The 26,785-nt window shown below is 67.9% G+C and carries 20 protein-coding genes; 5 read left to right on the forward strand and 15 right to left on the reverse strand.

Annotated elements, in window-relative coordinates:
• Positions 1-68 precede the first annotated feature (68 nt).
• From DCO49_RS05305 to DCO49_RS05365, 13 genes are all read right to left on the reverse strand, one after another.
• Entirely contained in the window at positions 69-1,436 is a 1,368-nt protein-coding gene (locus tag DCO49_RS05305) for an SLC13 family permease (RefSeq protein WP_116863128.1), read from the reverse strand.
• A gap of 104 nt (positions 1,437-1,540) precedes the next feature.
• Entirely contained in the window at positions 1,541-2,461 is a 921-nt protein-coding gene (gene mdcH, locus DCO49_RS05310) for a malonate decarboxylase subunit epsilon (RefSeq protein ID WP_116863129.1), read from the reverse strand.
• Positions 2,458-3,315, reverse strand: a complete 858-nt coding sequence (mdcB, locus tag DCO49_RS05315) for a triphosphoribosyl-dephospho-CoA synthase MdcB (protein ID WP_116863130.1) — start codon at positions 3,313-3,315, stop codon at positions 2,458-2,460. The genes mdcH and mdcB overlap by 4 nt, the downstream gene beginning before the upstream one ends.
• On the reverse strand, positions 3,312-3,953 hold the full coding sequence (mdcG, locus tag DCO49_RS05320) for a malonate decarboxylase holo-[acyl-carrier-protein] synthase (RefSeq protein ID WP_116863131.1): 642 nt from the start codon (positions 3,951-3,953) through the stop codon (positions 3,312-3,314). The genes mdcB and mdcG overlap by 4 nt, the downstream gene beginning before the upstream one ends.
• Positions 3,946-4,656: a biotin-independent malonate decarboxylase subunit gamma gene (gene mdcE / locus DCO49_RS05325; protein ID WP_116863132.1), complete on the reverse strand. Its 711-nt coding sequence runs from the start codon at positions 4,654-4,656 to the stop codon at positions 3,946-3,948. The genes mdcG and mdcE overlap by 8 nt, the downstream gene beginning before the upstream one ends.
• Positions 4,653-5,561, reverse strand: a complete 909-nt coding sequence (locus tag DCO49_RS05330) for a biotin-independent malonate decarboxylase subunit beta (RefSeq protein ID WP_116863133.1) — start codon at positions 5,559-5,561, stop codon at positions 4,653-4,655. The genes mdcE and DCO49_RS05330 overlap by 4 nt, the downstream gene beginning before the upstream one ends.
• Positions 5,558-5,878 carry a malonate decarboxylase acyl carrier protein gene (gene mdcC, locus DCO49_RS05335; RefSeq protein WP_116863134.1) on the reverse strand — a complete coding sequence of 107 codons (321 nt, stop codon included), beginning with the start codon at positions 5,876-5,878 and terminating at the stop codon, positions 5,558-5,560. The genes DCO49_RS05330 and mdcC overlap by 4 nt, the downstream gene beginning before the upstream one ends.
• Before the next feature lie 10 nt (positions 5,879-5,888).
• Complete coding sequence (gene mdcA / locus DCO49_RS05340) at positions 5,889-7,532, reverse strand: malonate decarboxylase subunit alpha (RefSeq protein WP_116863135.1); 1,644 nt, start codon at positions 7,530-7,532, stop codon at positions 5,889-5,891.
• Positions 7,533-7,800: 268 nt separating this feature from the next.
• Positions 7,801-9,990 carry a TonB-dependent siderophore receptor gene (locus tag DCO49_RS05345; RefSeq protein ID WP_116863136.1) on the reverse strand — a complete coding sequence of 730 codons (2,190 nt, stop codon included), beginning with the start codon at positions 9,988-9,990 and terminating at the stop codon, positions 7,801-7,803.
• Between the two features lie 321 nt (positions 9,991-10,311).
• Entirely contained in the window at positions 10,312-12,000 is a 1,689-nt protein-coding gene (gene mqo / locus DCO49_RS05350) for a malate dehydrogenase (quinone) (RefSeq protein WP_116863137.1), read from the reverse strand.
• 153 nt (positions 12,001-12,153) lie between these two features.
• The gene (locus DCO49_RS05355; protein WP_116863138.1) at positions 12,154-12,600 is read right to left on the reverse strand and encodes a GNAT family N-acetyltransferase; all 447 of its coding nucleotides are present in this window, start codon (positions 12,598-12,600) and stop codon (positions 12,154-12,156) included.
• A 43-nt stretch (positions 12,601-12,643) separates the two neighbouring features.
• Positions 12,644-13,228 carry a hypothetical protein gene (locus DCO49_RS05360; protein WP_116863139.1) on the reverse strand — a complete coding sequence of 195 codons (585 nt, stop codon included), beginning with the start codon at positions 13,226-13,228 and terminating at the stop codon, positions 12,644-12,646.
• 159 nt (positions 13,229-13,387) lie between these two features.
• Positions 13,388-14,293, reverse strand: a complete 906-nt coding sequence (locus DCO49_RS05365) for a LysR family transcriptional regulator ArgP (protein ID WP_116863140.1) — start codon at positions 14,291-14,293, stop codon at positions 13,388-13,390.
• A gap of 138 nt (positions 14,294-14,431) precedes the next feature.
• Between DCO49_RS05365 and DCO49_RS05370 the strand changes: the two genes are divergently transcribed.
• The 3 genes from DCO49_RS05370 (at position 14,432) to DCO49_RS05380 (ending at position 19,289) form a co-directional block, all read left to right on the forward strand.
• Complete coding sequence (locus DCO49_RS05370) at positions 14,432-15,067, forward strand: LysE family transporter (RefSeq protein WP_108764406.1); 636 nt, start codon at positions 14,432-14,434, stop codon at positions 15,065-15,067.
• Positions 15,068-15,242: 175 nt separating this feature from the next.
• Complete coding sequence (locus DCO49_RS05375; protein ID WP_116863141.1) at positions 15,243-17,228, forward strand: S9 family peptidase; 1,986 nt, start codon at positions 15,243-15,245, stop codon at positions 17,226-17,228.
• Positions 17,229-17,300: 72 nt separating this feature from the next.
• Positions 17,301-19,289: a prolyl oligopeptidase family serine peptidase gene (locus DCO49_RS05380; RefSeq protein WP_116863142.1), complete on the forward strand. Its 1,989-nt coding sequence runs from the start codon at positions 17,301-17,303 to the stop codon at positions 19,287-19,289.
• A gap of 22 nt (positions 19,290-19,311) precedes the next feature.
• Here DCO49_RS05380 and DCO49_RS05385 read toward each other — a convergent pair whose 3' ends face one another.
• Positions 19,312-21,066, reverse strand: a complete 1,755-nt coding sequence (locus DCO49_RS05385) for an oligopeptide:H+ symporter (protein ID WP_116863143.1) — start codon at positions 21,064-21,066, stop codon at positions 19,312-19,314.
• Between the two features lie 98 nt (positions 21,067-21,164).
• Entirely contained in the window at positions 21,165-22,313 is a 1,149-nt protein-coding gene (locus tag DCO49_RS05390) for a heparan-alpha-glucosaminide N-acetyltransferase domain-containing protein (protein WP_116863144.1), read from the reverse strand.
• 199 nt (positions 22,314-22,512) lie between these two features.
• Between DCO49_RS05390 and DCO49_RS05395 the strand changes: the two genes are divergently transcribed.
• Both DCO49_RS05395 and DCO49_RS05400 read left to right on the forward strand, forming a co-directional pair.
• Complete coding sequence (locus DCO49_RS05395; protein WP_116863145.1) at positions 22,513-24,477, forward strand: oligopeptide transporter, OPT family; 1,965 nt, start codon at positions 22,513-22,515, stop codon at positions 24,475-24,477.
• A gap of 176 nt (positions 24,478-24,653) precedes the next feature.
• A complete protein-coding gene (locus DCO49_RS05400) occupies positions 24,654-26,732 on the forward strand; it encodes a S9 family peptidase (RefSeq protein ID WP_116863146.1) in 2,079 nt (692 codons plus the stop codon).
• Positions 26,733-26,785: the final 53 nt, after the last annotated feature.

The following is a 26,785-nucleotide window of genomic DNA, read 5'->3' on the forward strand; positions in this document are numbered from 1 at the left end:
GTAACGCGGTGCGGGAAGTCCGCCGCCCCAACTAAAAGGGCGCCGGATTCTTCCGGCGCCCCTCGCACTTACATCCAGCCCGGTACCACGAACACCAGCCAGGCCAGCAGCGGGCCAAACGCCACCACCAGGCCGCTGTACACCAGGAAGCGGCGGAACAGCGTCTCGCGCTCTTCCTTCGCGGCCGAAGCCACCACCAGCGCGCCGTTGGTCGAGAACGGGCTGACGTCGACGATGGTGGACGACACGGCCAGCGCGCAGATCACGCCGGCCGCACCCAGGTGGCCCTGCATCAGGAACGGCACCGCCAGCGGAATGGTCGCGCCCAGCACGGCCGCCGAGGAGGCGAATGCGGACACGATGCCGCCGACATAGCAGACCAGCAGGGCGCCCAGCAGCGGGATGCCGATGCTGGAAACACCATGGCCGATGAAGTCCACCGCGCCGGCATGTTCAAGCACGCCGATATAGGTCACCACGCCGCAGATCAGCAGCACGGTCGACCAGCTGATGCCATCGACCGCACCCTTCTGGCTCTGCGGCGAGAGCAGGGCCAGCGCCACCGCGACGGTGATCGAGACCAGGCCGACGTTGAGGTTGTAGATCAGCGCGGCCACGCCCAAGCCGAGCAGGCCGATCAGGGTGAACAGACGCTCGCGGGTGAAGCCCACCGCATCCAGCGCGGCGGGGTCATTGGACAGCGTGCCACCACCGGCGGCGACCAGCGCGCCGTGGCCTTCGATGGCGAACTGCCGCGACGACGCCTGCGGGCCACCGGCCATGGCGAGCTCGGCGTTGCCGACGCCACCGGCGGCGGTGATCGAACCGCGACGCATCAGCGCGATGCCGCCGAAGGCCAGGAAGCAGATGATCGCCATCATGGAGTTGAAGCCGAGGCTGGTCAGGAACACCGCCATCTCGGTCACTTCCAGGCCGGCCTTCTGCACCACGCCGTTGGTGATGCTGCCGTACACGCTGATCGGCGAGAAGCCACCGGCCTGCGCACCATGGATCACCAGCAGGCCCATCATCAGCGGGTTGATGTTGTACTGCTTGGCGAAGCGCAGCGCGACCGGGCCGATGATGGCCACCGCGGCCGGGCCCAGCGCGCCGAAGGCGGTCAGCACGGCGGTGATGACGAACATCACCCACGGAATGGCCACGATGTGGCCGCGTACCGCTTTCACCGCCCAGTGCACCAGCAGGTCGATGGTGCCGTTTTTCTGCGCGATGGCGAACAGGTAGGTGATGCCGACCAGGGTCAGGAACAGGTCACCGGGGAAGCCGGCGAGCACGTCCTTGCCACCCATGTCGACGAAGATCCCGCCGATGATGAAGGCGAGGGCGAAGGCCACCGCACCCATGTTGATGGGCATCGCGGTGGCGACGATGAACATGATCACCAGACCGATGATCGTTGCGATTTGTGGACTCATGCGCCCTCCCAGACACGTGACTCGGGTACAGCTCGGATGGAGACCCGCCATCCCGGGGTAAGGCGTCGTACAACGTGATGCGTGATACGTACTGCTCGAACCCGTTACTGCAGCCGATCCAGCGCGCTGCGGACCCATGCCGCCGCGCCGTCCAGGCTCTGGAACTCTTCCACCGCGCGCACCTCGCAGCACGGGTAGGACGGCGCGACCATGCGCGCCAATGCATTGCCCGGACCAAGCTGCAGGAATACCCGCGCGCCGCGCTCGAAGGCCTGGCGCATCACCTGCGCCCATTCAATGGTCTGTGCCAGCTGCGCTGACAGCGTGTGCACCGCCGCTGCGCGGTCACGCACCGGGCGCGCATCGATGCCGGCCAGCAGCGGCAGGCGTGGGGCCTGCAGCGGCGAGCCGTCGAGTGCGGCGGCGAACGGTGGGACGGCAGCGTGCAGCAGCGGCGTATGCGCGGGGACATGCACCGGCAGCGGGCGGATCTCCGCACCCTGCGCGCGCGCGGCATCGGCCAGTGCCTGCAGGGAGGCCTGCGTGCCGCCGACGATGAAGTGATCGCGGCCGTTGGCGATGGCCACATGCGCGCCATGCGCGGCACACAGCGGCTGCAGCGTCTGGCGCTCCAGCCCCAGCACGGCCTGCATGCCTGCATCGGCAGGGCTGGCGCCATCCATCAACCGCGCGCGCTGCGCGGCCAGGGCCAGGCAGGTGCTTGCATCAAAACTGCCGGCAACTGCATGCGCGGCCAGTTCACCGATGCTGTAGCCGGCCACCAGCAGCGGTGCCGGCAGCGCCTCGCGCAGGCCGTGCCAGTGCGCCAGCGTTGCGGCACTTAGCAAGGGCTGCGCCAGTGCGTTGTCGAAGCGTGCTCCGTCGGCGGCGGCCGCGAACACATCACGGCCGAGCACGGCGCTGGCCGACGCCAGCACGTCGCGGGCCGCGCGAAGCTCGCGCACACGGTCGAACATCGCCGCGTGCTGCGCACCCTGTCCGGGGCAGAGCAGGGCCAGGCTCATGCGCCCTCCTGCTGCAGCAGGAACCAGCTGCAGGCCAGCAGGTCAGCGCTGCCACCGGGGCTCAGGCGGCGCGCGACGAAGCCCTCACCGATGCCGTGCAGGCGAGTTTCCCAGCCGGGTGCGAAGGCACCGCCTGCCTCGATGAAGCGGCGCGCCTGCTGCTGCGCCCAGGCCAGGCCCTCTGCGCCGCCACGGTGCAGCAGGTTGAGATCGTCCACCTGCGCGACCAGCTGCATCAGGGTCTGGCACATCGCCGCATCACGCGCCAAGCCGTTGTGCAACGCATGGCGCAGGGTCGGTACGGCCAGCTCGCGCAGCACGGGGTAACCGGCGGCGGCCTGTTCGCGCACCCCCGGCACGCCATGGCGCACGCGCGCGCGCTGGCCGGGGCTGTTCGCATCCAGCGGCGCAGCGGCCAACGCATCGGCCCAGTGCTGGACGGCCAGGCAGACCTGCGCGGCGGGCGCGGCGTGGCTCTGCTGGCGGCGGCAGCGGGCGGCAGCGGCGACCAGCAGGCCCAGGCTGAAGATGGCACCGCGATGGGTATTGATGCCGCCGGTGGCGCGCAGCATCGCGTGCTCGGCGGCGATGCCGTGAGCGCGCAGGTTGGCAAACGGCGCATCAGCGGCACCGGCGCCGGCAATCGCGGTGAAGTAGTGGCGCAGTGCGAACAGGCTGCGCAGGAACGTACCGGCATCCATGTCGTCATGGCTGCCGGTATCGAACGGAGTGACCAGGCCCGGCTTGGGTGCGCAGGCCAGTTCGGCATGCAGGCTGGCGATGGCCAGGCGGCCCAGGCGCGCGCTGTCGACGCGGTGCGCGACGGGGCGGGTGGCGTGGGCCAGGGGGTTCATGCGGCCACTCCAGTGGCCAGGAACAGTCGTTCGCGGGCTTCCAGCGCGGCACCTTCCAGGCGCTTGACCAGTACCTGGCGGCTGCCACCGGCGTATTCGCGCCAGTTCACCGCGCCGCCGTCGGCCAGGCACAGTTCGCCGTCCACCCGACGGCCGTGCTCGGCCTCCCACTTCTGCAGGCGCGCCACCAGTACATCGGCCTGTACCGTGGCCTCCACCTGCCACAGCAGGTCGATGTCCGATCCGGCATGCACATAGGGCAGGCCACTCAGGTGCTGCCATGCGAAGGCACCGAAAACACGGGCCGGCGCAAGGCGCGCCAGTGCGTGCAGCGCGGCCTGCCAGTCGTTGGCAACGCCGGTGGTGAGGATGGCTTCCAGCATCGGCGGCGGCTGCTGGCGCAGCACGTCATGCAGCGGCACGCGCAGGGCCAGGCGCTGCTTGCCCTCGCTCGGCGGCAGCGGCACGCCCAGACGCAGGCGCGGGTCGGGATCATCCACGGCACGCCGCGCCACCATCGCGGGCAGCCCCTGCGCGAACCACGCCGCCAGGCGCGGTTCCTGCGCGGCCACGTCGGCCCGCCAGTCGGCATTGGCCGAAAGCCAGACCAGCGTGTGGCGGGCGGGCCGGTCAGGCATCGCCGCGGGCCACCGCAGTGCAGACATCGGCCGCCAGTGCGCGGCCGCCACGTTCGGCACCGCGTGTGGCACGCAGGTCGCCGTCGCTGGGCGCGCGCAGCGCCTGCAGCAGGTGCTGGGCGAGGTCACCATCCCACAGCGATTCGACCGCGCCCATCGACACGTAGTTGGCCACGCCCGGTGCGAACACCGGCGAGCTCTGGCTGAGCGCCTGCAGCTTTTCCAGCGGTTGCTTGGTCACCCGCGCCATCGCGCGCAGGTCCATCACCCGCACCTGTGCATCGGGCAGGGCATGGATGTGGTCGGCCATCAGGCCAAAGGACAGGAAGCCGCCGCTCACCGATTCGCCGTAGACCAGGGTAACCAGGCGCGCGCCACGACGGCGGGCCAGATCGAGGGTCTGCGCGAGGTGGGCGAAACAGCCGTTGATGCCCAGCAGTTCATCGCGACGGGCCAGGCGCTGGCCGGCGGTGTCGGCCAGCATCACGAGTGGCCGCTGCGGGTGTGCGGCGGTACTGGCCAGCACGGTTTCGGCCAGCGCCAGCGCATGGTCGACGCCGACCTCGATGCGGTCGGTGGTGCCGATCACCGTCACTTCGCCGTCCTCGGTGGTGGCCGTTCCGGTCAGCACCGAATCATGGATGTCGATGCGGTGGCCGCGCGGGAACAGGGCGTCGAGCAGGGTCTGCAGCGGGGCGCTCATGGCAGGCTCCGGTCGGCGGTGGCGGCGAGGAAGGCGTCGGTGTCCAGCAGCGGCAGGCGCTCGGGTTCGGCGATGCCCTGACGGGCCCAGATCTCCAGCCCATCGCGGCAGTCGCCCCAGGCCTGCACGCGCGCCTTCAACGCGGCGTGGCGGGCCTGCAGGGCGGCCAGGGCAGCGTCGGTATCTGTGCTGTCGGCGTCGGCCTGCAACGCATCGGCCGCGGCGCGGGCGATGGCTTCGATGGCGTCGGGCACCAGCACCTGCGCCTGGTCGATCAGATAGCGGTGCTTGCCGCCGGTCACCCGCCAGACCAGTGCGCGGTCGCGCGAATCGAACTCTTCCACGCCGCGCACGGTCTCTATCACTTCCGGCCCTGACAGCGACAGCCGGCCTTCCTCGGACATGATGACGGTGGTACAGCAGCGGGCGACGATGCCCATGCCGCCGAACGCGCCGTTGCCGCTGCCGATCAGGGCCACGACCGGTACGCCGGCGGCGCGTGCGCCCAGGGTGGCGCGCATGATTTCGGAAATCGCGATCAGGCCGGCATTGGCTTCGTGCAGGCGCACGCCGCCGGTATCGAGCAGCAGGAGCACGCCATCGGGCTGCGTTTCCGCCGCGCGGCGCAGCAGACCGGTCAGCTTGGCGCCGTGCACTTCGCCGACGCCACCGCCCATGAATTCACCCTGCTGCGCGGCCAGCAACACGCGCTTGCCCTGCAGCGTCGCTTCGCCGACGACGATGCCATCGTCGAAGGCGGCCGGCTGGTCGAGCTGGGCCAGGTGCGGGCTCATCATCCGCCGTGCGGGGCCGAGGAATTCGCGGAACGAACCGGCGTCGACCAGACCGGCGATGCGTTCGCGTGCATCGGCTTCGTAATAGCTGTGGCGTTGCACGTGGCTCATGGCGTGCCTCCGGCCAGCAGGGTTTCCACGGCCTGGTCCAGGCGCAGGCTGACCACGGCCGGCGTCGCACCGGCATCGTTGATCGAGACGCGCACGTCGCGCAGGGGATGGCGCTGGGCGAAATCGGCGATGACCGCCTGCCAGATGGTGCCGAAGCCCTGCGTGGCGGTGATGATGCGCACCGTCATCGCCCCGTCCTGCGCGGCGGGCTCCAGCAGGATTTCCAGGTTGCCCGAGGCGAGCACGCCCACCAGCACCGCATCGCGCGGGAACTGCACGGGGGTGCGGCCGTCGAATCGATAGTCGAGGGTTTCCATGCTCAGTCCCTTACCAGTTGCGGAAGCGCTTGGGCGGGTCGTACAGGCCGCCGGACCAGCGCACCAGGTCCTTCACCGAACGCGCGGCCAGCAGGTCACGGCTGGCGTCGCGCGGCGAGATGCCGAGATCTTCAGGACGACGGATCACGCCACGGTCGCGCAGGTTTTCCACCATCGCGCGGTCGCGGCCGAGGCCGACGGCGGTGTAGCCGGAGACGCCACGGATCGCCTGTTCGCGTTCCTCCGGCGTGCGGCACAGCAGCAGGTTGGCGATGCCTTCCTCGGTCAGCACGTGGCTGACGTCGTCGCCGTAGATCATCACCGGCGGCAGTGGCATGTCCGCGCGCTCGGCCAGTTCCCAGGCATCCAGGCGTTCAACGAAGGCGGGCGCCATGTGCTCGCGGAAGGTTTCCACCATCTGCACCACCAGCTTGCGCCCGCGCGGCATTTCGCCCGGCCGCGCGGCCTGCTGGCCAGCCTTGATCCAGGCGTCGCTGGCGTGGCGGCGGCCGCGTGCGTCCGAGCCCATGTTGGGTGCGCCGCCGAAGCCGGCGATGCGGTCGCGGGTGGCGGTGGAGCTGTTGCCCTGCAGGTCGATCTGCAGGGTCGAGCCGATGAACATGTCGCAGGCATACAGGCCGGCGGTCTGCGAGAACGCGCGGTTGGAGCGCATCGAGCCGTCTGCACCGGTGAAGAACACATCGCCTCGCGCGGCGATGTACCTCTCCATGCCCAGCTCCGAACCGAACGAATGCACCGATTTGACGAAGCCCGATTCGATCGCCGGAATAAGCGCCGGGTGCGGGTTCAGCGCCCAGTGCTGGCAGATCTTGCCCTTCAGTCCCAGCGATTCGGCGTAGGTCGGCAGCAGCAGCTCGATGGCCGCAGTGTCGAAGCCGATGCCATGGTTGAGGCGGTTCACGCCGTACTCGGCGTAGATGCCCTTGATGGCCATCATCGCCATCAGCACCTGGATCTCGGAGATCTGCGCCGGGTCGCGGGTGAACAGCGGTTCGATGTGGTTCGGGCGCGGTGCCTGCACCACGAAGTTGACCCAGTCGGCGGGGATATCGACGCGGGGGAGGGTGTCGACGATTTCGTTGACCTGGGCGATGACGATGCCGCCACCGAAGGCGGTGGCCTCGACGATCACCGGGGTGTCTTCGGTGTTCGGGCCGGTATAGAGATTGCCGTGGCGATCGGCGGCCTGCGCGGCGACCAGCGCCACGCGCGGGGTGAGGTCGATGAAGTAGCGGCCGAACAGTTCCAGATACGTGTGGATGGCACCGATCTGGATGCGCCCTTCGGCCACCAGGTTGGCCAGCCGCACCGACTGCGGGCCGGAGAACGAGAAGTCCAGCTTCGACGCGATGCCGCGCTCGAACACATCCAGGTGCGAGGGCAGGGACAGCACCGACTGCACCATGTGCAGGTCGTGCACGCGGACGGGGTCCAGGTCGGCCAGGGCCTGGGCGAGGAAATCGGCCTGCTTCTGGTTGTTGCCCTCCAGGCAGACCTTGTCGCCCGGCTCCAGCAGGGCATGCAGCAGTTCGGCCACATCCGCAGCGGCGACCTCGCGGCCCCTGGCCCATGGCGCGGCCCGTTCCAGGCGGGCCTGGCGGCTGCGTTCCAACGTGTCCCAGCTCGGGTTCATCGACCGGCTTCCGATTGGTGGTTGGATAATTACGACATAATTACAGGGCGGTGTGCAACCCGCAGCGCAGCAAGAAAAAGGCCCGCACGCAGGCGGGCCCATTCATGTAGGCCACGACCGTTGGTCGTGGCAGCCCGGGGAAGGCAAGTGCCGACCCATGGTCGGCCCCCACCGGGATTGGCCGGTAGATCCACGCCATGCGTGGATGGAGACCCGGTGTGGGGTCAGAGCCCTTTCCTGCGGAAAGGGATCCGACCCCGCGGCGACCTTAGAACTTCCAGCGCAGGCTGGCCGCCACGAAGCGCGGTTCGCCGTAGTTGTTGTAGTCCAGGTTGGCCCAGTAGGTCTTGTCCAGCGCGTTGCGCACGCTCAGCGTCGCCGTCCAGTTGTCGCTGATGCGGTAGTTGGCGTTGAACTGCACCAGTGCATACGCCGGCTGGTTCACCGTCACCGTGCCGCCCAGCGGGTAGGGGATGTTGTAGCCCTGCACCTTGCTCTGCCACTGCACGCCGGCACCGACGCTCAGGCGGTCCAGCACGCCGGGCAGGCGCACCTGGGTGTTCAGCTGCAGCAGGTCTTCAGCCGGGTTCGCGTACAGCAGGTCGGTCGCGGCGCGGGTCACCTTGACGTGGGTGTAGCCGGCATTGACCGTCCAGCCCGGCAGGATCTCGCCGTTGATGTCCATTTCCCAGCCGCGCGCCTTGGTGCCGTTGACACCGATGTAGGCCGAGCTGCCATCGCTGAGCGAACCGTCCGGCACGCTCATGTCACGCACCGCGTAATTGTCCTGCTTGGCTTCGAACACCGCCGCATTGGCGGTCAGGCGGCCGTCGAACCACTGCGTCTTGATGCCCGCTTCGACGTTGGAACCCTGCACCGGCGCCAGCAGGTTCTCGTTCTTGTCCTTGTAGTTCTGCGGGTTGAAGATCTCGGTGTAGCTGGCGTAGACCGACACGTCCGGGGTGATGTCGTAGACCAGGCCCACGTACGGCGTGACTTCGTCGCTGACCTTGTACGCACCGCTGGTGCCGGTGTACGCGCCGGCGGCGTTGTAGGCGCGGGTGCGGGTTTCCCAGCGGCTCAGGCGTGCACCTGCGATCAGCGCCAGCGGATCGGCCAGGCGCAGGCGGGTGGCCAGGTACACGCCACTCTGCGTGGTCTTGGCCAGGCGGCGCGCACCGGTGCGGGTGTAGGTCACCTCGGAGATGTCGCCGTTCCAGTCGTAGATGTTGGGGATGTAGTAGCAGCGCTCGTTGCCGCAGCGCGCCCAGTCACTCGGGAAGTTCAGCGTGGTGGTGTTGGTGGTGGCTTCCAGGTCCGACCACTGCGTGCCCAGGGTCACGTCGTGCTCCTGGCCCCACAGGCTGAAGGTGCCGGTCAGGTAGGCATCGACGTTACGGCGGGTGTCTTCGGCATCGCCGGCGGCGGCGCGCAGGAAGATGCCCGAGCCGTCCACCGGGTTCGGGTTGCCGGTGCCGTACAGGCGCACGTTCTGCACGTTGCCGCGGGTGTAGGAGGTGTTGACCTTCAGCAGCCAGTCGTCGCCGAAGCGCTGTTCGAGGTTGGCGAACACGGTGCTGGTTTCGCGCTGCCAATAGCTCCACTTCGGCGACAGGTTGGTCGAGCGCGGCAGGTGGGCGAAATTGCCCTGGCTGTCGAAGAACGGCACGGTGCCCCAGGTCGAACCTACCGGGTTGTTGTCCTGGGTCTGGTAGCCGACGGTGACCGTGGTGCTGTCGGTCAGGTCGCCTTCCAGCACGGCCATGCCGGCCATCTTGTTTTCCTTGTAGCGGTCGTAATAGAAATCACGATCGGTATAGGCGGCGACGACGCGGCTGCGGAAGCGGCCATCGGCGGTGAGCGGCGCGGTCACGTCCGCCTCCATGCGGCGGTAATCCCAGCTACCGGCACTGACCGAGAACGAGGCGTCGAATTCCTTGCCCGGGCGCTTGCGCAGCAGGTTGACCGTGGCCGACGGCACGCCGGCGCCGCTGAGCAGGCCGTTGGCACCGCGGATCACTTCCACGCGGTCGTAGAAGGCGGTGTCGTATTCCTGGTTGGTCGAGCCGCTGTAGGTGGGGATGCCGTCGACCTGGAAATCGGTGATGGCGAAACCACGCGCGTAATACAGCGGGCGCTGGGTGTCATAGAAGGACACGCTGACGCCGGTGACGTTGCGCATCACGTCGTTGATGCTGAACAGCGATTCGTTCTGCAGGCGATCCAGGCCGATCACCGTGGACGACTGCGGGGTCTCCTGCAGGGTGATCGGCAGACGGGTGGTGCTCGACGGCGGCGCCGACTGCTCGGCGCGCACGCTCACCCGGTCCAGGGTCTTTGCGTCGGAGGCATCGGCGGCAGCAAACGCGCTGGGCGCCGCCAGCAGGGACAGCGACGAAAGCAGGGCAGCCGGCAGCAGCGCGCGGCGGGGCAGGCGGTTACGTAGGGTCAAGGACATGGTGGGCTCGAGGGTTGGAAGCGGGGAAGGGTGGCGACAGTCGTCCAGTACCCGGGGCGGCGGCTTCGGGCACATCAGGTCCATCTGGGAGGGCGCAGTCACTGCGCAGGTCGCAAATGTAAATAATTCTTAACAACATTACAATTCGTATCACCGGACATGGGCGTCCTGGCGCCGGGCACCGCCTTCTGTAGAGCCGAGCCTATGCTCGGCTGCATTTGGCTGGAGCCGAGCATGGGCTCGGCTCTACACCAAAGAGCCGCCCAAATACGAACGGCCACCCGAAGGTGGCCGTCCGTGTACCGCAGCGGGCAAACAGGCTTACAGCGCCTGCAGCTCCTCGTTGGCGTTGCGCTTTTGCGGCGCGGCCGGGGCAGCGGTCGGCGCCAGCGCCGGCGTCGCACCGGCTTCCACCGGCACGTCCAGATACGGCAGGTGCAGGGTCTGGCTGGTCTGCGTGCGGATCTCGTTGGTCAGCGCGGCGCTCTCGTTGAGCTTGCGACCGTACGACGGCACGATCTCGCGCAGGCGGGTTTCCCAGCCGGCCTTCATCTGTTCCGGGAAGGCCTTGGCCATCAGGTCCAGCATGATCGGCGGCGAGGTCGAGGCACCCGGCGAGGCACCCAGGAGGGCGGCCAGGGTGTGGTCCTTGTCGGTCACGATCTCGGTGCCGAACTGCAGCACGGGGCCCTTCAGCGGGTCGCGCTTGATGATCTGCACGCGCTGGCCGGCCGTCACCAGCTTCCAGTCAGTGGGCTTGGCGTTGGGGAAGTACTTGACCAGCTCGGCCTGGCGGTCAGCATCATCCAGACGCGCCTGGGCCATCAGGTACTGCACCAGGTCCAGGTTGTCCTTGCCCACCGACAGCATCGGGCCGACGTTGTTGTGGTTGACCGACGAATACAGGTCCCACCACGAGCCGTGCTTGAGGAACTTGGTGCTGTACAGGGCGAACGGCCCGAACAGGATCACCGGCTTGCCGTCCAGCTTTCGCGCATCCAGGTGCGGCACCGACATCGGCGGCGAGCCGGTTTCGGCCATGCCGTAGGCCTTCACGTGGTGGCGCGAGGTCACGTCCGCGCCCTGGAAGGCGAGGAACTGGCCGCCCACCGGGAAGCCGGCGTAATCCTTCGATTCGGGAATGCCGGACATCTGCAGCAGCTTCAGCGCGGCGCCACCGGCACCGATGAACACGAAGCGGGCGTGGGTGGTGGTCTCGGTGCCGGCCTTGAGGTCCTTCACCGTCACGTTCCAGCTCTTGTCGGCGTTCTGCCGCAGCGCGCGCACTTCATGTTCCAGGTGCAGGCCGAAGTTCGGGCTGCGCTGCAGGCCGGCGGTCAGCTGGCGGGTGATGACGCCGAAGTTGACGTCGGTACCGAGCGGCATCCAGGTCGCAGCGACCTTCTGCTTCGGGTCGCGGCCTTCCATCAGCAGCGGGGCCCACTGCTTGATCTGCGCCGGATCCTCCGAGTACTGCATGCCGTAGAACAGCGGGTTCTTCACCAGCGCCTGCTGGCGCTTGTGCAGGTAGGCGATGTTGTCATCGCCCCAGACGAAGCTCATGTGCGGGGTCGGGTTGATGAAGTCGCTGGGCTGGCTCAGCCGGCCTTCCTTCACCTGGTGCGACCAGAACTGGCGCGAAACCTCGAACGACTCGGCGATGCCGACCGCGCGCTTGGTCTCGATGCTGCCGTCGGGGAGTTCCGGGGTGTAGTTCAGTTCGGCGAATGCCGAGTGGCCGGTGCCGGCGTTGTTCCAGCCGTCCGAGCTTTCGCCGGCGACGGTGTCGAGCCGCTCGTAGACCTGGATGTTCCAGTCCGGCTGCAGTTCCTGCAGGTAGGTGGCCAGGGTGATGCTCATGATGCCGGCACCGACCAGGACGACGTCGACCGGCTTGTCGTTGCTGGCGGCGGGCACCGAGCGCTGGGTCAGCGGCCAGTACAGGAACAGCGCGGCGGCCAGCAACAGCAGCACGAGCAGGGCGATAAGAGCCTTGCCAAATTTCTTCATGGGAATGACTTGGGCGTGGGGAAGGGGGCAGGATGCGCGCTGGGACAGCAAATGGCGTGAAGAAACAATGCCTTGCAGCAACCTGCCGCGATTTTAACCCGATCTGGTCCGGTTTTGATGCAATGCAGCATCCCGCCCCTCGGCGTCACGCGCTCAGGCCAGTTCCAGGATCTCGTCGCCCGCCTCATCCACCTCGCCGGTGGCCTGCCAGCCCAGATGCCGGTAGAAACCGTGCGAACGCGAGCGCGGATCGGCCGAGCAGGCCAGGAACAGGCGGCCATGGCCGGCGGCGCGGGCGAGACCGACCACCTCCTGCAGCAGGCGCTGGCCGATGCCGCGGCGTTCGTAGTCCGGCAGCAGCGCCAGCACCAGCACCTCGCCACTGTCGCGGTCGGCGAAGCCGTAGCCGACCACCGTGCCGTCGTCCTCGGCGATGCGGCCGATGAAATCGCCCTCGGCGATGCCTGCCGCCCAGCTCTCCGCGGTGATGCCCAGTTCGGCCAGCTGCGCGGCGCTGAAGGCGTTCTCGCGGGTACGCCCGCGCAGGTCGATGCAGGCGGCCGCATCAGTGGAAAGGGCGGGGCGGTAGTGGATCGTCATGCAGGTTCCTTCGGTAGCGCCGGGCCATGCCCGGCGGAAGCGTTCAATCACTGCCGATGGTGAAGTACTCCGCAGCGAAGTAGCCCACCTGGTACGCCAGTGCCACCCCGGCCAGCACCACCTGCGCGCGTGTCGTGCGCAGGTTCCAGCCCAGCACGCAGACCATCAGCATCAGCGCCGTGTGCAGCGGATAGGCCTCGCCCAGCAGGCGCCAGCGACTTTGCCCCTTGATCGCGGTATCCACAAGATCCAGAAGCGTCAGCGCGGCGATCGCGCTGAAGATCCAGCGCCGGCGCTGCATCAGGTAGGCGCCGTAGCTGCCGAAATCGCGCAGGTCATCCGGGAACAGCAGGGCGCACAAAAGGAACCACGTAGCGCCGTAAGTGATCACGAACAGATAGATCTCGAAGGTCCACTGGTGTATCTGGACCAGGCGGAATTCCCACCACCAGAACGTCACCAGCGATACCAGCGTCCAGGCCACCCAGCACAGGTGCAGGGCCGAACAGCCGCGCCGCTGCGGGTGCTCGATGATCTGCGCCAGCCCCTTCAGCAGCGTGGTGATCGACAGGCCCAGGATGATGCCCATCACCACGCGGATATGCAGGAACACCGGATCGGTCTGCATCGCCCAGCCCCCAGAAGGTCGGTTGCCGCGATGCTGGCACAGAAACAGGTCCCAAAAAATGGGGTCAGAGCCCGTTGCGCAGCAACCGGACCCACCCCGCCATTCCACGGAATGCCCGCTTCTGACGTTGACGTTGACGTTGCCGGCCAGCGGCCGGCACTACCGCTTCCGCCGGACCAGCGTGCTCGACGCCTCAAGCACCGCCCGGGTCAGCAGCGCCATCGTCTGCACATCGCCCTTCCAGTGCTGCCAGTACAGCGGCACGTCCTCCCACGCACGCTGCCGCACATACACCAGCCGCCCCGCATCCAGATGGCGCTTCACCAGCGGCAGCGGGTTCATCGTCCAGCCCAGCCCGCCCAGGTTGGCCTGCACGAAGGCCCGGGTGGAGGGGATCCACCACGTCGGCGCCGTGCTCGGCAGCGCATCGCCGGCCATCCGCTGGGCGAAGCGCGACTGCATGTCGTCCTTGCGGTTGAACACCAGCACCGGGGCCTGCGCCAGCGCCTGCGCCGTCACCCCCTTGGCGAAATGGCGCTCGCGGAACTCCGGCGTGCAGGTCGCCGCATAGCGGATGCTGCCCAGCGCATGGATCTGGCAGCCCTGCACCGGCTCGTCCAGCGTGGTCACTGCACCCAGCACCGTGCCCTGGCGCAGCAGCTCCACTGTGTGGTCCTGGTCTTCCACGCGCAGGTCCAGGGTGGTGCCGGTGTTCTGCGCGAACTGCTGCGCGGCCTGCGGGAACCAGGTTTCCAGACTGTCGTGGTTCACCGCCACCGGGATGCTCGCCTGCGGCAGGTCCTCGTCGGCCAGGCCCATGCGGTGCAGGGCGTCGTGCTCCAGCAGCGCGGTCTGCTCGGCCAGCTGGACCAGCAGCTGGCCCTCGGCGGTGGCCGTGGCCGGGGTGCCGCGCTTGACCAGCAGGCGGCCGATCCGGTCCTCCAGCGCATTCACCCGCTGCGAGATGGCCGAAGGGGTGACATTCAGCGACTGCGCAGCGCGGTCGAAGCTGCCTTCGCGGATGACCGCTGCCAGAGCCCGCAGCTGGGCATGGTCGATGCGCATCGAATTAAGCTCCGCTAATGTTGGTTTAGTAAGTTTAGCTCGTCTTTCAAATGGTGCGGCGCGACAATGGCGCCCGTTCCGGTGCTGTCCGCCTTTGCGAGGCACCGTCCCCCCCAGTAAGACAAGGCAGTGAATCCCATGTTCTCGGTCATCTCCGCCAGCACCGGCCTCGGTGCCTGGTTCTCTGGTGCAGCTACCGGCGTCGGCCTGTTCGCCGTGGTCGGTGCCCAGAGCGCCTTCATTCTGCGCCAGGGCATCCTGCGCAAGCACATCGTGCCGGTGGTCGCCACCTGCGCGGCCATCGACGCCATCTTCATCTTCGCCAGCGTAGCCGGCCTGCGCACGCTCACCTCGGCGCTGCCGTGGCTGACCAGCGCCGTGCTGTGGACCGGCGTGGCCTTCCTCGCCTGGTACGCAATGAAGTCCGCGCGCCGTGCCTTCGCCGGTGGCGGTGGCATGGGCGAGGCCGACAGCGATGATGGCAGCCGCCGCGCGGTGCTGCTGGCCGCGGTCGGCTTCTCGCTCATCAACCCGCATTTCTGGCTGGACATGATGGTGATCGGCTCGATCGCCGAGAACTTCGGCAATGCGCGCATGGCGTTCGCCGCCGGCGTGGTCACCGCCAGCTGCCTGTGGCTGACCGCGCAGGGCCTGGGTGCCCGCCTGCTGGCGCCGCTGTTCACCAAGCCCAGCACCTGGCGCGTGCTGGACGGCACCATCGCCGTCATCCTCAGCATCCTGGCGCTCACGCTGGCCATCCGCGGCGTGCACTGAGCACTGCACCGAACACCACACTCTCTCCAAGGTCGTGGCTGCGGCGGCATCGGAAACGATGCCGCCGTTCTTTTTTTGTCCCTGCAGCCGGCATGTCGCTGGGTACTGGCAGGCCGCCCATCGGCCTGCCTACAATCGGGGGTGCGGACAGGGTGTCCGCTGTATAGGGGGAAGGATGCGCAGGACAATGATGGCCGCGCTGCTGGCGCTGGCCTGTGCCGCGCCGACTGCGGTCGGTGCCGTGGACCTGGAAAAGTACATCCGCCAGGAGACATTCCAGGACATCAAGATTTCGCCGGGGGGCGACTACTTCGCTGCCACCGTGCCGTTGGAAGACAGCACGGCTGTGGTCATCATGCGGACGTCGGACAACACGCCGATGGGCAGTTTCCGCCCGCCCCGCAACAACCATGCGACCAGCTTCGACTGGGTCAGCAACGAACGCGTGCTGATCGAGCTGTCCGAGAAGTTCGGCTCGCTGGATACGCCGCAGCGCACCGGTGAGCTGTACGCGGTCAACGCCAATGGCGGGCGCGGCGAGCTGCTGGTCGGCTACCGGGTGGAAGGCAATGGGCCCGGTACCCGCATCCAGCCGAAGAAGGTGGAGGCGGTGGCCGCCTTCCTCACCGACGAGCTGGCCAATGACGACCGCAACGTGCTGGTCGCGGTGTGGCCGTTCGGCAACGATCCCTTCACCCGCGTGGAGCGGCTGGACGTCACCACGGGTCGCCGCGTGCAGGTCGCGGGCTCGCCGGTGCGCAACGCCCGCTTCACCACCGACAACAAGGGCGAAGTGCGTTTCGCCCATGGTTCCGGCACTGACAACGTCAACAAGCTCTACTACCGCCAGCCGGGCAACAACCAGTGGAAGCTGGTCAACGACGAAGCGGTCAGCAGCCGGATCGAAACAGCCATTGGCTTTGCGGAAGACAACAGCGTGGCCTACCTGCAGGTCCAGCAGCCGAAGGGCCCCGACGCCATCGTCAGCTGGAACCCGGAGACCGGCGAGCGGAAGACGCTGCTGGCCGATGACGTGGTCGATCCGTACCACATCATCTTCCGCAACGGCACGCGCGTGCCGGTGGGTGCGCTGTACCTGGGCGACACCACCCGCAGCCGTTTCTTCGACGAGACCTCGGCCGATGCGCGCCTGTACCACAGCCTGGAAGCGGCCTTCAAGCAGCCGGTCTACATCACCTCCAGCACGCGCGACGGCAAGAAGGTGCTGGTGGAAACCTGGACCGGCAACGATCCCGGCTCGTTCTACGTGTTCGATACGGTGGCCAAGTCGGCGCAGCACCTGATCAGCCGCAGCGAGTGGCTGGACGTGGACAAGACCGCGCCGGTGCGCGCTGTATCGCTGAAGGCCCGCGATGGCCTGCCGCTGCACGGCTTCCTGACCCTGCCGCACGGCAGCGACGGTCGCAACCTGCCGATGGTGGTGCTGCCGCACGGTGGTCCGTACGACATCTTCGACTCCGGCCGCTATGACATGGAATCGCAGATGCTGGCCGATGCCGGCTATGCGGTGCTGCAGGTCAACTACCGTGGCTCGGGCAACTACGGCCGCGCGCACACCCAGGCCGGTGCACGGCAGTGGGGCGGCGCCATGCAGGACGACGTCACCGATGCGACACGCTGGGCCGTCGCGCAGGGCATCGCCAACAAGGACCGCATCTGCATCTACGGTGCCAGCTATGGCGCCTACTCGGCGATGATGGGTGCCGCGCGCGAACCGGGCATGTACAAGTGTGCCGCCGGCTACGTGGGGGTGTATGACCTGCCGATGATGTTCACCCGTGGCGACATCCAGAACCGCGGTTCGGGCATGACCTACCTGCGTGACTGGCTGGGCGACCCGGCGAAGCTGGGCGCGGCCTCGCCGGTCACCCTTGCCGGGCAGATCAAGGTGCCGGTGTTCCTCGCGGCCGGTGGCGAAGACAAGCGCGCGCCGATCGAGCACACCAAGCGCCTTGAAGCAGCACTGAAGAAGGCGGGCACGCCGGTGGAAAGCCTGTACTACAGCACCGAAGGCCACGGCTTCTACCGGCCCGAGCACGAACGCGAGTACTACAGCCGCCTGCTGGCGTTCCTGTCCAACAGCCTGGGTGGGGCCCAGGCCAGTGCGGCAGCGCCGAAGGCCAGCGGCAAGGCGCCGTAAGTCCAACCGCGCACGCCGCGCGTGCGCTTCAGCAGGCCGGGCAGCCACGGCTGCCCGGCCAGGGGAGACATCATGAAACCTTCCATCCTGCTGGCCGGGATGCTGGCGCTGTGCGGCGCGGGCCAGGCCCGTTCGGCCGAGCTCGCGCTGGACGACTACCTGCGCCGCGCCGAGTTCAATGACATCCAGCTCTCGCCCACCGGTGAGTACCTGGCGATGACCCTGCCGCTGGAAGATGCAACCGCCGTCGCCATCCTGCGCACCAGCACCATGGAGCTGGTCGGCAACTTCCGGCCGCCGCGCAACAACCACGCCGACAGCGTCGACTGGGTCAGTGACAACCGCCTGCTGATCGGCCTGGCCGAGAAGTGGGGCGCGCTGGACGCGCCGCGGCCCACCGGCGAGCTGTATGCCATGGATGCCAACGGCAAGCGTGGTGACCTGCTGGTCGGCTACCGCGCACGCCCGGACGAGCCGGGCCTGGTCAGCGGCCGCAGGGTGGAGCCAGTGGCGGCCTTCCTCGCCGACCCGCTGCAGGGCGATGACCGCAACGTGCTGATCTCGCTGTGGCCGTTTGCCAATGACACCAGTGCACGGCTGGAACGGTTGGATGTGGTCACCGGTCGCCGCGTGCTGGTCTCGCGCTCGCCGGTGCAGCGGGCCACGTTCACCACCGACAACGCGGGGGTGCTGCGCTTCGCCCGTGGCGCTGGCGAAGACAACGTCAACAAGCTGTATTACCGCCAGGATGACGGCCGCTGGACGCTGCTCAACGATGAAGACAGCAGCTACCGCATCGAACGTCCGATCGGTTTTTCCGCCGACAACCAGCTGGCCTACCTGGTGGTGCAGCAGGCCAGCGGGCCCGATGTGGTGGTCAGCTGGAATCCGCAGACCAACGAGCGCCGCACCCTGCTGCAGGATGCAGCGGTCGATCCGACCTACATCATCCACCAGCCGGGCACGCGGGTGCCGGTCGGCGTGCAGTTCGTGGGTGCGGCTCCGCGCAGCGCGTTCTTCGACGAGCAGACGCCCACCGCGCGTATCCAGCGCATGCTGGAAAAAGCCTTCCCTGGCCACGTGGTCAGCCTGTTGTCGGCCACCCGTGACAATGCGCGCATCCTGGTCAAGGTCGACTCGGGAAAAAATCCCGGTGACTGGTTCCTGTTCAACACGGCCACCCGCGAAGCGGCGTTCCTGACCGCGCGCAACCGCTGGTTCGACCGCGACGGCGGTGCCAGCGTGCGTCCTGTGACCCTGGCCGCACGCGATGGCATGCCGTTGCACGGCTTCCTTACCGTTCCCCACGGCAGCGATGGCCGCGGGCTGCCGATGGTGGTGAAGCCGCATGGAGGCCCCATCGGCGAGTTCGACGACGGCAGCTTCGAGCGCGACAACCAGTTGCTGGCGGCGGCCGGCTATGCGGTGCTGCAGGTCAACTTCCGGGGCTCGGGCAATCATGGTCGCGCGCATACCCAGGCCGCCGCGAAACAATGGGGCCGCGCCATGCAGGACGATGTCACCGATGCCACGCGCTGGGCCATCGCAGAAGGCATCGCCGATGCACGGCGCATCTGCATCTACGGCGCCAGCTACGGCGCGTACTCCGCGCTGATGGGGGTCGCCCGCGAGCCCGCGCTGTACCGCTGCGCGGCCGGTTATGTGGGCGTGTACGACCTGCCGCTGATGTTCAAGCGCGGCGATGTGCAGGACCGCACGTCGGGCGTGAACTACCTGCGCGACTGGCTGGGCGAGCCAGCAACACTGGCGGAGGTTTCGCCGGTGAACCTGGCGGCCCGGATCAAGGTGCCCGTACTGCTGGCGGCGGGGCGCGAAGACCAGCGTGCGCCGGTGCAGCACACCGAGCGCATGGAAGCGGCGTTGAAACAGGTCGGCGTGCCGGTGGAAGCGGCCTACTACGCGCGCGAAGGGCATGGCCTGTATGGCGAGGCCAACCGGCGCGACTACTACACCCGGCTGCTGGCGTTCCTCGCACGCAGCCTCGGGGGCGCCACCGCCGCACCAGCATCTGCGGCGGCGGGCAAGGCCAAGGCGCCCTGAGCGGGCGCCGGTGCACGGGGGGCTACTTCACCCCGTGCATCATCCGCTTCAGCAGCGGCGCGGCGATGAAGGCCAGCACTGCACAGCCCAGGCCGATCCACATCAGCAGCCAGAACAGGTGCGCATAGGCGCCTGCGGCCGCCACCATGTCCAGCGTCTCTCCTTCGGGAACCTCGATCGCCGCCAGCTTGCCGAACAGCGCGGCCAGCGTTTCGGAGAACGCGGTGGCCAGGAACCAGGTGCCCATCATCAGGCTCATCACCCGCGGCACGGCCAGCTGGGTCACCGCTGACAGGCCGACCGGCGACAAGCACATCTCGCCGCTGGCCAACAGGAAGTAGGCCAGCACCAGCCACCACACGCTGGCCATTTCACCCGTGGCGCCGACCTGCTGCGCGGCCAGTGCCAGCGGCACGAACGACAGCGCACCGATGACCAGGCCCCAGGCGGACTTCACCGGCTTGCCCGGCTCCCAGCCGCGGCGGTCCATCCAGGTCCACAGCGCGGCGAACGCCGGGGCCAGCAGCACCAGGAACAGGCCGCCCAGATAGGTGAGCGAGCCGGCCGTCTGCGGAATGACCAGGCAGTCGCGCACCAGCAGCACCAGCATCAGCGCGACGATGACGATGAAGAATGCACGCGGCGCGTTCGAGCCCGGGCGGCGCTCGGACAGGCGCGCGCTGACCACGAAACCCAGCGGTGCCAGCAGCAGCGAGATGATCGACCACGGCAGCGGGGTGCCACCGGTGATGACCAGCGCCGGCACGATGTCCTTGGTCAGCAGGCGATCGGTGAAGGTGACCCACGAGCCGTAGGACTGCTCGTACATCGTGAAGAACACCAGCGCCATGAAGATCAGCACCATCAGCGCGATCATCTGCTGGCGCTGCACCGGGGTGCACTTGCTGCCGGTGAACCAGGCGAACCAGACCAGCACGCCGCCCAGCACCACCAGCATCAGCATCAGCGCCAGGCTGATCTCGCCGCCCAGGGCGAAGGCACCGTTGCCTGCGGCCCACATCAGCCAGGCCACCGGCAGCACGCCGACCACCGCGCACAGGTAGATCAGCCATTCGCGCGGCAGGCCCAGCACCTTCTGCTTCAGTGCGGCCGGCTGCGGTGGTTCGGCGTGGCCCTGCAGATACTTCTGGCCCCACAGGAACATCGCCAGGCCGGCGAGCATGCCGATGCCGGCGGCGCCGAAGCCGTACTTCCAGCCATAGGCCTCGCCGAGGAAGCCGCAGACCAGCGAGGAGAACAGCGCGCCGAGGTTGATGCCGGCGTAGAACAGCGAGAAGCCCGAATCGCGGCGCGGGTCGTCCTGCGGGTAGAGCTTGCCGACGATGGTGGAGATGTTCGGCTTGAGGAAGCCGACGCCCATGATGATCAGCGCCAGCGACAGGTAGGTCACCGCCAGGGCCGAGGTATCGCGCACCACCTCACCGTTGACCCGGTAAGCGGCGTGGCCCTCGAAGGCCATGCCGAGGTGGCCCAGCACCAGCAGGATGCCGCCGAACAGCACCGCCCGGCGCATGCCCAGCCAGCGGTCGGCCAGCATGCCGCCGAACACGGGGATGCAGTAGACCAGGCCGCCGTAAGCGCCCAGCAGGTCCAGGCCGGCTTTGTCGCCGAACAGGTGGTACTTGGTGAGATACAGCAGCAGCAGCGCCTTCATCCCGTAGAAGGAGAAGCGTTCCCACATTTCGGTGAAGAAGCAGACGTAGACGCCTTTCGGGTGGCCGAGGAAGTCGTCGGAAGCGATCGCGGTGGAATTCATCGGCGGATTATAGGCGCGCGCCGGGTAGCGCCGGGCATGGCCCGGCGGCCCCAGTAGATCCACGCCATGCGTGGATGGGGCTCATCACGCGCGGTCGATTACAGGTAGCGCAGCCAGGCCAGGTCGCGGCGGCGCGCCTTGAACCGGCCGAACAGCAGCGTCGGCGGATACATCGCCACCGCCAGCGCGCAGGCCACCAGCAGCAGGCCGGCCACCGAATCCAGCGCGTACAGGCTGCCGTGGGTCGGCCCCCAGGTCGCCAGCGCAGCCACGTACAGCAGCTTCAGTACGTACAGATGCAGCAGGTAGAAGAACATCGGCGCTGCACCGATATCGGCCAGCGGTCGTAGCGCGCGGGCCAGCGGCGGCCATTCGTACAGGCGCAGCAGCAACAGGCCCACGCCCAGGGTCAGCAGCAGGAACTGCAGCGACGGCGGGTACTTGGTCACGTTGAACACACTCATCCAGGTGCGCAGGGCGCTGTCCTGGTGCTGCCACGGCGCCTCGCCATAGCTGTTGGCCAAGCGCAGCAGGGCGAACGCGGCCAGCGCACCCAGCCCGGCCCACAGCAGCCAGCGCTGGCGCTGCACCGGGTCGCGGTCGCGGGCGAACCACGGACCCATCAGGTAGCCCAGCACGATCACCCCGATCCACGGCAGTACCGGGTAGGACGTGCGCAGGCGCAGCACGCCGGTTTCGATCCAGTCGCGCTGGTGCAGCACCTTCCACAACACGGCCAGCACGCCGTTGCCTTCCACGCGCACGCCATCGACCAGGTTGTGGCCGGCCACCAGCAGCACGCCCAGCACCAGCAGCGCCGGGCGCGGCAGCCACAGCAGGCCGGCCAGCGCGATCATGCTCAGGCCGATGGCCCAGATCACCTGCAGGTACAGCGTGTCCGGCGGGAACTGGAAGGTCCAGGCGAAGTTGACCAGGGTCAGTTCCAGCACCACCAGGAACAGGCCGCGCTTGAGCAGGAAGGCGGCGATGGCGCGACGCGGGTCGGCCTGGCGCTGGCCGTACAGCCACGCCGACAGGCCGGTGAGCAGCACGAACACCGGGGCGCACAGATGCGCCAGCAGGCGGCAGGCGAACAGGGCAGGGGAGACGCTGGCCGCGTCCATCGGGTCGCCGACCTGGTGCTGCAGGAAGAAGGTCTCGCGCACGTGGTCGAGCAGCATCAGCAGCATCACGGTGCCGCGCAGCTGGTCGATGGAGGCCAGCCGGAGAGAGGGGGAAGGGGGCATGTGGAGCAGCGGCTGGGTACAACATAAAGATATAACATATCATTTACAGGGTGGCCAGTCCGGCTTTGCTGCATCGGCCGGTTGCCTGTGCACGCCCGCGGCCGTTGCACTGCAGCAGCCGGCCCCATCCTTTGGCACGCTGGACTTGCTCTGCCCTGAACGCTAGCGTGGCAGGGATTTTTTGCCAGCAGGGGCTTCCATGAACCATGACGCTGCGCCCAAGCAGCTCACCTTCCGCGCAGTGGCCCTGGCCATCGTGCTGGCGGTGGTGCTGTCGGCGGCCAACGCCTATCTCGGTCTGTTCGCAGGCCTGACCATCGCCACCGCCATTCCCGCGGCGGTTATTTCCATGGGCGTGCTGCGCCTGCTGGGCGGTGGTTCCATCCTCGAAAACAACATCGTCCAGACCGGCGCTTCGGCCGGTTCGTCCATCGCCGCCGGTGTCATCTTCACCATCCCGGCGCTGGTCATCATGGGCTACTGGCCGGACTTCAAGTACTGGTGGGTGCTGGGCATCGCCGGTCTCGGCGGCCTGCTGGGCGTGCTGTTCTCGGTGCCGCTGCGCCGTTCGATGATCGTCGAAGACCCGCTGCCCTTCCCGGAAGGCAAGGCCGCGGCCGAAGTGCTCAAGGCCGGTGAAAACCCCGGCCCGGGCCTGAAGATCCTCGGCCTGTCTGCCGTGATCGGTGCCTTCGTCAAGCTGGCCGCCGAAAGCGGCCTGCGCCTGATCCCCGATGCCTGGTCGACCTCGGCCTATGTCGGCAGCTCCAAGATCACCGCTTTCATCGGCACCAACCTGTCGCCGGCCCTGCTGGGGGTGGGCTACATCGTCGGCCTGAATGTCGGCATCGTGGTCGTGTCCGGCTCGATCCTGACCTGGCACATCGCCATTCCGATCTACCAGGCGTTCTTCATGAACACCGATCCGGCCCTGGCCGCGTCGGTTGCCGCTGCTTCGTCCACGGAGGCCGCGTTCGCCATCTGGGGCGCGAAGATGCGCTACCTGGGCGTCGGCGCGATGCTGATCGGCGGCATCTGGACCCTGATCTCGCTGCGCAAGTCGCTGCTGAACGGCGTCAAGAGCGGCTTCGCCGCCGCGCGCAAGAGCGGCGGCCCGGTGCTGGCGCATACCGAACGCGACCTGCCGATGAAGTGGATGCTGGTCGCCCTGGTGGTCTTCGTGCTGCCGCTGCTGGCCCTGTACCAGGCCATCGTCGGCCAGTGGCATGTGTCGATCCCGATGACCCTCATCATGATCGTCGCCGGCTTCCTGTTCGTGTCGGTCTCGGCCTACCTGGCCGGCCTGATCGGTTCGTCCAACAACCCGGTCTCGGGCATCACCATCTCCACCATCCTGTTCGCCTCGGCCGTGCTGGTCGTGCTGCTGGGCGCCGATGGCCTGAAGCCGGTCGGTGCCGGCGGGGCGCCGCTGGGCGCGGTGGCCGCCATCATGATCGGCGCGGTGGTCTGCTGCGCCGCCGCGGTGGGCGGTGACAACCTGCAGGACCTCAAGGCCGGCTACATCGTCGGTGCCACCCCGTGGAAACAGCAGCTGATGCTGGGCATCGGCGCGTTCTCGTGCGCGCTGATCATGGCCCCGGTGCTGAACCTGCTGGCCACCGCCTACGGCATCGGCGTGAAGTCCGAGCTCCACCCGAACGCGCTGGCCGCCCCGCAGGCGAACCTGATGGCCTCGGTGGCCAAGGGCCTGTTCGGAGGCGAGCTGCCGTGGACCTTCATCGGCATCGGTGCCGTGGTCGGTGCGGTCATCATCGCCTTCGACAGCTGGCTGAAGTCGCGCAACTCGCGCTTCCGCGTGCCGGTGCTGGCTGCCGCCATCGGCATCTACCTGCCGCTGGAACTGATGGTGCCGATCTTCCTGGGCGGCCTGATCGCCTACCTGGTCGAGCGTTTCCACAAGGTGCGTGGCGATGACGAAGAAGGCCGCGACCGCGTGCACAAGCCGGGCGTGCTGTTCGCCGCCGGCCTGATCACCGGCGAGGCGCTGATGGGTATCGCCATCGCCGTGCCGATCGTGGTCAGCAGCCGCGCCGACGTGTTGGCCCTGCCGTTCCACCTGCCGGCCGCGCAGTGGTTCGGTCTGGCCGTGCTGTTCCTGGTGGGCTGGCTGATCTACCGCACCGGCAAGCGCGCCATGGCGTGATGGCTGGGCCCATGTAGGGCCGAGCCTGTGCTCGGCTGCCCTGGCAAACCGCGCTACGGCGCGGTTTGCTTTTTCTGGCGGTGGAACGCCCCCCGCGGGCGGTCATGACCGATGGCCTTGGCAGCCCCGCCCGCACGGGCCTACCATCGGTTTTTTGCCGTCCTGCGGAGATCCCGATGAAACTGCGTCATGCCCTGCTGCCACTGAGCCTGCTGGCCGCCCTGCCCAGCGTCGCCGCTGCCCGTGGCCTGGAAGTCCGCGACATGGTCGCCATGGATCGCGTCTCCGCCCCGGTCCTGACCGCTGACGGCGGCACCGTGGTGTTCGCCAAGCGCACTACCGACGCCAACCTCAAGTCCAGCACCGCGCTGTTCGCGCGCAACCTGCGCACCCGCGATGCGGCACCGCCGAAGCAGATCACCCCGGCCGGCTGGAACGTCAATTCGGCCTCGCTGTCGGCCGACGGCCAGACCGTGTACTTCCTCAGTGCCAAGAACGGCAGCCAGCAGCTGTACGCGCAGGGCATCAGTGGCGGCACCCCGCGCCAGCTGACCGATTTCCCGGTGGACGTGGACAGCTACCACGTCTCGCCGCAGGACGACCGCGTGCTGTTCAGCGCCGGCGTGTTCCAGGCCTGTGCCTCGGACCTGGCCTGCACCGAGAAGAAGCTCAAGGACGTGGCTGACGCCAAGGCCAGCGGCAAGGTCTTCGATTCGCTGTTCGTGCGCCATTGGGACACCTGGAACGACGGCCGACGCAACACCCTGTTCGTGGCCCCGCTGCCGGCGGCCAAGGCCGGCCCGGTGAAGGGCGCCTCGGCGCTGAGCGCGACCATCGATGGCGACGCACCGTCCAAGCCGTTCGGCGGCAACGACGATTTCACCTGGTCGCCGGACGGCGCCAGCGTGGTCGCCAGCATCCGCGTGGCCGGCAAGCAGGAACCGTGGTCGACCAACTTCGACCTGTACCGCTTTGATGCCGCCGGCAAGCAGGCGCCGGTCAACCTGACCGCCGCCAACCCGGCCTGGGATGCCGGCCCGGTGTTCAGCGCCGACGGCAAGACCCTGTTCTACCGCGCCATGAAGCGCCCCGGCTTCGAAGCTGACCGCTTCGGCCTGATGGCGATGGACCTGGCCAGCGGCAAGGCCCGCGAGATCGCCCCGCAGTGGGATCGTTCGGCCGGTGAGATCACCCTGTCCGCCGATGGCGCCAGCATCTACACCACCACCGACGATCTCGGCGAGCACCCGCTGTTCCAGATCGACGTGGCCAGCGGCAAGGCCACCAAGGTCATCGGCGATGGCACCGTGTCCTCGGTCAGCGTGGCCGGCAACAGCGTGGCCATCACCCGCAACAGCCTGAAGAGCAACGACCAGGTGCTGGTCGGCATGCTGCCGGCCGCCGGCCAGCCGATCGGCGAGCTGCGCGCGCTGACCCCGGCCGCCGGCGAGGTGCTGAAGGACGTCAACTTCGGCGACTTCGAACAGTTCGAGTTCAGGGGCTGGAACAACGAGACCGTGCACGGCTACGTGGTCAAGCCGCACAACTACCAGGAAGGCAAGTCCTATCCGGTCGCATTCCTGATCCACGGCGGCCCGCAGGGCAGCTTCGGCAACGGCTGGAGCTACCGCTGGAACCCGCAGACCTACACCGGCCAGGGCTATGCCGTGGTCATGATCGACTTCCACGGTTCCACCGGCTACGGCCAGGCCTTCACCGATGCGATCAGCCAGCACTGGGGCGACCGCCCGCTGGAAGACCTGCAGAAGGGCTGGAGCGCGGCGCTGAAGAAGTATTCCTTCCTCAACGGCGACAAGGCCTGCGCGCTGGGCGCCAGCTACGGCGGCTTCATGGTCAACTGGATCGCCGGCAACTGGAACAGCCCGTTCAAGTGCCTGGTCAACCATGACGGCGTGTTCGACCAGCGCATGATGGGTTACGCCACCGAAGAACTGTGGTTCACCGAGTGGGAGCAGGGCGGCACGCCGTACGAGAAGGCCGCCAACTTCGAGAAGTTCAATCCGGTCAACCACGTGGCCGACTGGAAGAAGCCGATCCTGGTCATCCACGGGCAGCAGGACTTCCGCATTCCGGTCGAGCAGGGCCTGGCCGCGTTCACCGCCGCCCAGCGCCAGGGCATCGAATCGAAGTTCCTGTACTTCCCGGACGAGAACCACTGGGTGCTGAAGCCGAACAACAGCATCCTGTGGCATGACACCGTCAACGCCTGGCTGAAGCAGCACATCGGCGAATAAGCGTTACCGGCGCCGCCCTCGTGGCGGCGCCCGGCTTTTTGTAGAGCCGAGCC

Origin of the sequence: Stenotrophomonas sp. SPM (assembly GCF_003105135.1) — a bacterium.
Taxonomy (GTDB): domain Bacteria; phylum Pseudomonadota; class Gammaproteobacteria; order Xanthomonadales; family Xanthomonadaceae; genus Stenotrophomonas.

Excerpts from the sequence above, each read along its gene's own strand:
- mdcA (WP_116863135.1), bottom strand. The coding sequence starts at position 7,532 with ATGAACCCGAGCTGGGACACGTTGGAACGCAGCCGCCAGGCCCGCCTG.
- DCO49_RS05385 (WP_116863143.1), bottom strand. The coding sequence starts at position 21,066 with ATGAATTCCACCGCGATCGCTTCCGACGACTTCCTCGGCCACCCGAAA.
- mdcB (WP_116863130.1), bottom strand. The coding sequence starts at position 3,315 with ATGAACCCCCTGGCCCACGCCACCCGCCCCGTCGCGCACCGCGTCGAC.
- mdcG (WP_116863131.1), bottom strand. The coding sequence starts at position 3,953 with ATGCCTGACCGGCCCGCCCGCCACACGCTGGTCTGGCTTTCGGCCAAT.
- DCO49_RS05305 (WP_116863128.1), bottom strand. The coding sequence starts at position 1,436 with ATGAGTCCACAAATCGCAACGATCATCGGTCTGGTGATCATGTTCATC.
- DCO49_RS05330 (WP_116863133.1), bottom strand. The coding sequence starts at position 5,561 with ATGAGCCACGTGCAACGCCACAGCTATTACGAAGCCGATGCACGCGAA.
- mdcH (WP_116863129.1), bottom strand. The coding sequence starts at position 2,461 with ATGAGCCTGGCCCTGCTCTGCCCCGGACAGGGTGCGCAGCACGCGGCG.
- DCO49_RS05355 (WP_116863138.1), bottom strand. The coding sequence starts at position 12,600 with ATGACGATCCACTACCGCCCCGCCCTTTCCACTGATGCGGCCGCCTGC.
- DCO49_RS05395 (WP_116863145.1), top strand. The coding sequence starts at position 22,513 with ATGAACCATGACGCTGCGCCCAAGCAGCTCACCTTCCGCGCAGTGGCC.
- DCO49_RS05370 (WP_108764406.1), top strand. The coding sequence starts at position 14,432 with ATGTTCTCGGTCATCTCCGCCAGCACCGGCCTCGGTGCCTGGTTCTCT.
- mdcC (WP_116863134.1), bottom strand. The coding sequence starts at position 5,878 with ATGGAAACCCTCGACTATCGATTCGACGGCCGCACCCCCGTGCAGTTC.
- DCO49_RS05360 (WP_116863139.1), bottom strand. The coding sequence starts at position 13,228 with ATGCAGACCGATCCGGTGTTCCTGCATATCCGCGTGGTGATGGGCATC.
- DCO49_RS05365 (WP_116863140.1), bottom strand. The coding sequence starts at position 14,293 with ATGCGCATCGACCATGCCCAGCTGCGGGCTCTGGCAGCGGTCATCCGC.
- DCO49_RS05375 (WP_116863141.1), top strand. The coding sequence starts at position 15,243 with ATGCGCAGGACAATGATGGCCGCGCTGCTGGCGCTGGCCTGTGCCGCG.
- mqo (WP_116863137.1), bottom strand. The coding sequence starts at position 12,000 with ATGAAGAAATTTGGCAAGGCTCTTATCGCCCTGCTCGTGCTGCTGTTG.
- DCO49_RS05345 (WP_116863136.1), bottom strand. The coding sequence starts at position 9,990 with ATGTCCTTGACCCTACGTAACCGCCTGCCCCGCCGCGCGCTGCTGCCG.
- DCO49_RS05400 (WP_116863146.1), top strand. The coding sequence starts at position 24,654 with ATGAAACTGCGTCATGCCCTGCTGCCACTGAGCCTGCTGGCCGCCCTG.
- DCO49_RS05380 (WP_116863142.1), top strand. The coding sequence starts at position 17,301 with ATGAAACCTTCCATCCTGCTGGCCGGGATGCTGGCGCTGTGCGGCGCG.
- mdcE (WP_116863132.1), bottom strand. The coding sequence starts at position 4,656 with ATGAGCGCCCCGCTGCAGACCCTGCTCGACGCCCTGTTCCCGCGCGGC.
- DCO49_RS05390 (WP_116863144.1), bottom strand. The coding sequence starts at position 22,313 with ATGCCCCCTTCCCCCTCTCTCCGGCTGGCCTCCATCGACCAGCTGCGC.